Origin of the sequence: uncultured Bacteroides sp. (genome assembly GCF_910578895.1) — a bacterium.
In the GTDB taxonomy this organism is placed as follows: Bacteria; Bacteroidota; Bacteroidia; order Bacteroidales; family Bacteroidaceae; genus Bacteroides.
The window spans coordinates 1-3,262 of the sequence record NZ_CAJTSC010000103.1 but is presented as its reverse complement, the minus strand read 5'-3'; the positions used below and the strand labels follow the sequence as shown (position 1 = coordinate 3,262).

Sequence of the window (3,262 nt, the reverse complement as noted above, 5' to 3'; positions counted from 1 at the left end):
CTATGGCGTTTTTCGCCTGTGTTCTTGCAGTAACCATGGGTTCCTGCGATAAGAACGATGACCCCAAAGTTCCAGATCTCAAGTGCACCCCTTCTAAGGTAGAAGTGGCTCCCGGTAAAACAGCAACGGTGACTGTAAGCGGTGGCACGGCTCCATTTACAGTGACCTCAAGTGATAGCAAGATTGCAACAGCTAAAGCAGACAAGAACACTATTACAATTACCGGTGTCAAAAATGGTACAGCGACCATACTCATCTCCGACTCAAAGAAACTTACAGGAAAGGTTCCTGTGATGGTCAAAGATATGGCATCCGAACTTGATTTCGATAAAAAGTCTATATCCGTAACTGCCGGGAAGGAAGAGACTGTCACTGTAAAAGGTGGTTCCGCTCCTTTTACAGCAACCGCCAAGGACACGAAAATTGCCACAGTCACAATCAAAGATGGAAAGATTATTATCAAAGGTGTCAAGGCTGGCAGCACTTCAGTAACTGTTACTGATAAGGATAAGAAAGCTGGAACTATTTCAGTTACAGTAAAATAAAGTGTTAAAAATCCTATTGGGAAGGAAGAAGAAACGCATGTATTTTTTCTTTCCAATAGGATTGTTATGTATTATGGTTTGCTAACAAAAATGAATGGAGTAATGGGATATCGAAAAAGGAGTCGTATTGACAATTGTCTTTTTATTAGTTATTTGCATGACAAATTGCCGTTCATGCTGCTACGGATAAGGGTCAGTAATAATTTTGGAGATAAACACGAATTATATAAGACCCCGTTATTGTATCCTTACCTAAGTTTTGGATATACTATTAAATAACGTCAATAGTTCAAAATGGAAAATCCACTTCCTTTGAAACTCATAGAAGAGCAAGAGTTATTTGAAAAACTGTTGGAACTTCTGGTTTTATCAACGCATTCTCCCAAAGGCCGATTTTCAAAAGATAATAGTTACATTATATTTAAGAAAAAGATGGAAACAACAAAAGATGGGAACACTGTAAAATTGGTATTGCCTTTCCCTCATTTTTTGTGGATACTTGCCAACCAACCTGAGATCCTCAAAGGAAAAGCAAATAAAGTCAATAAAAACGGAGATAATAAGTAATATTGACATACTGTGAGGCGTTGTCTTTATTCAGATCATCATGTTGCCCCAAATTAATTATTAATGACTGCATTTACATGTGGGCTCGGTGTATTCACTTCATCCTTATGTTTTCTGAAAATTATTATGAAGTGGGATAATCTTGCGTTTTATCTGGGGATAAATTACTGGAATGCAAACATTAATGGCAGCAGTAAATGGGGAAAGAATATGGCTGACAATCGGATACGGTTCGTTATTTTGATAACATAAATATTTTGGCAAAAATGCATAGTAAGAAATCAAATATTGGCATGGCGGCAAAGGCATTCCTGCTAACAGCTATAGGATTACCTATGGGGGTAAGTGCACAGGGGATAATCGAGGAAAAGGCAGATACGATAGTTGTTTATCCGACACAGCACCTTGAGGAGGTTGTCATCGTGCATCAGGTCCCGATAGTCAAACTAAAAACCGACAAGGTGACTTATCAGGTGAGTAATGATGTGGAGTCAAAGACACGCAGTGTATTGGACATACTGCGCAAGGTTCCTATGGTAACCGTGGACGGACGAAACAATATCATGGTAAACGGCTCCGCACAGTTCAAGGTTTATGTGGATGGAAGATTGAGTACTGTCATCACTCGCAATCCAAAACAGACGTTACGCAGTATGCCTGCCAGTCACGTGAAGAACATTGAAGTTATCACCAATCCAGGTGCCCAGTATGATGCAGAGGGAACTGGAGGTGTCCTTTGCATCACCACCAAGAAAGGTGGAGCCAAACAAGCATTGGCATTAGAAGACGACGGGTATGACGGAGCCACTTGTGGCTCCGTACACCTTCTGACAGGTATTCTGAGCAACGGAGTTGACGCCAGTCTCTCCGGTCAACAAGGCAAATGGTCGTATGACGTAAATTTGAACGGAGAATATATGTATTCAACGGGTACCATTGTAGAATCGGAGGTGACCGGCAACGGGACACGTCAATGGATGCGACAAAAGTCCTCATCAAAGATGCCATTCTCAATGGGCGAAGTTGGTGTGGGATACGAGATTGATTCCGTCCAATCACTCCATGTTTCCATGTCCACGACTTGGTTTGCCACAAAAGAAAAGAGCCGTCCCTCCTATCTTTACTCAGGCGGTATGTGGGGACAGGAGATGACTTTCAGTGGTAGTCAGAAGATGAATATGAACGAGATTTCGGTAGATGGAGGCATCGATTACCAACGTCAGTGGGGTGACAGGGGCAGGCTGTTTGCGAGTTATCAGATAAGCCATGCTCCCAACCGGAATGATACCGAGAACAGATACGATGGTCTTGACACCTCCTTGCACCCCGAAATCACTTCCACTGTGAAGGACATCCGTACAGAAATTTGTGACCGCACCACACAACACCACCTATCCACCGACCTTACCATTCCGCTTACCCGGCATCAACAGCTCAACACCGGTGTGAAGTTCTCCTTCGACCGTGGAGAGAGTCAGGCTACCGAAATGCGCTTTTTGAATGGCGGTTTCGTGGAACAAAAGGCGGCTGCCATGCACTACCGACAATCTCAAAACATAGCCGCCCTGTATGCCGAATGGGAGGCTCAATGGGGATGGCTGGGCTTGAAGGAGGGCCTTCGCTATGAACATACCTGGCAGAAATCACGCTATCTGAAGGGAGAAGGGAGTAAATTCTCGCTTCACTATGGCGACCTCGTACCATCCGTATCTCTTACTGCCAAAGCTAAGGAGAACAGCACATTTGGCGTGAGCTACACCATGCGTATACGTCGGCCAAGAATCAATGAACTCGACCCATACGTCAATAAGTCCGACCCTACCCAGCTTTCGTATGGCAATCCCAACCTGAAAGCACAACATCTAAATAATCTGGCTATTGTACATACGTTGAGGGCAAATACGTTAGCAATGCGAATCAGCCTCAATCATTCATGGAGTAACGATGGTATTGTCCGGTATTCATCAATGAAGGACGGGCGTATAAATACCACCTTTGGCAATATAGCCAGAAATCGCAAGACATCGCTGAATGCTTATGCCTCATGGAATGCGACACGTTCAACCCGCTTGATGCTGAATGGAGAGGTGGGCTATAGTGACATGCGAAGCCGGGAGATTGATGCCCGCAACTATGGTTGGCATGGCAAC

General features: G+C 43.9%; 3 protein-coding genes. All 3 read left to right on the top strand.

Features of this window, described 5'->3' with window-relative positions; all coding sequences use genetic code 11:
- Positions 1 to 2 precede the first annotated feature (2 nt).
- Positions 3 to 545 carry an Ig-like domain-containing protein gene (locus tag QZ327_RS14265; RefSeq protein WP_120164415.1) on the top strand — a complete coding sequence of 181 codons (543 nt, stop codon included), beginning with the start codon at positions 3 to 5 and terminating at the stop codon, positions 543 to 545.
- Between the two features lie 294 nt (positions 546 to 839).
- Positions 840 to 1,112 (top strand): hypothetical protein, encoded by a 273-nt coding sequence (locus QZ327_RS14260; protein WP_151875319.1) that lies wholly within the window; start codon positions 840 to 842, stop codon positions 1,110 to 1,112.
- 266 nt (positions 1,113 to 1,378) lie between these two features.
- Positions 1,379 to 3,262: TonB-dependent receptor (locus tag QZ327_RS14255; RefSeq protein WP_294620383.1), on the top strand; the 1,884-nt coding region annotated here is incomplete at its 3' end.